The sequence below is a fragment of the Vibrio sp. 970 genome, from assembly GCF_033339075.1.
In genome coordinates this window covers 1-626 of the sequence record NZ_JAWOTW010000476.1, presented here as the reverse complement: position 1 = coordinate 626, position 626 = coordinate 1, and the positions used below count along the sequence as shown (strand labels likewise).

General features: G+C 43.8%; 1 protein-coding gene. It reads left to right on the top strand.

Going from position 1 to position 626, the window contains the following annotated elements:
* A partial coding sequence (locus R7Q11_RS27405) for a CpaF family protein (RefSeq protein WP_225467137.1) occupies positions 1–626 on the top strand: 626 nt, incomplete at both ends.

Here is a 626-nt window from a genome sequence, read left to right as displayed (position 1 = left end):
TTTGACGCGCTTGATGCCGCTTCTTTAGTCGATGTCGAGCCATTGGAGCTTGAAAGCCAACTAAAAGATTCCGTCAATATTCTTATCGAGAAAAAGCAACTGCAAATCAGCAGTTTGAAGCGTTTAGATCTCGTCAAAGCACTACTGGATGAACTTAAAGGTTTAGGACCGCTTCAAGCGTTGGTTGATAACGATGATATCTCGGACATTATGATCAATGGCCCGTCAGATATTTTCATCGAAATCAACGGCAAGGTAGAGAAGTCGCCAATCCAGTTCGTCAATGAAAAGCAGCTCAATACTATCGCCAAGCGCATTGCATCCAATGTAGGGCGTCGAATTGATGAATCGAAACCGCTCTGTGATGCGCGTTTAGAAGATGGTAGTCGTGTAAACATCGTAATACCACCTCTTGCGATTGATGGTACTTCAATCTCAATTCGTAAGTTTAAAGAGCAAAAAATCAAGTTGGAAAACTTGGTTCAGTTTGGCGCGCTGTCCGTTGAAATGGCGAAGCTACTTTCCATTGCGAGCCACTGCAAGTGCAACATTCTTATTTCAGGTGGTACTGGTTCTGGTAAGACAACACTACTGAACGCTTTGTCAGGCTTTATCGGCAGTGGTGA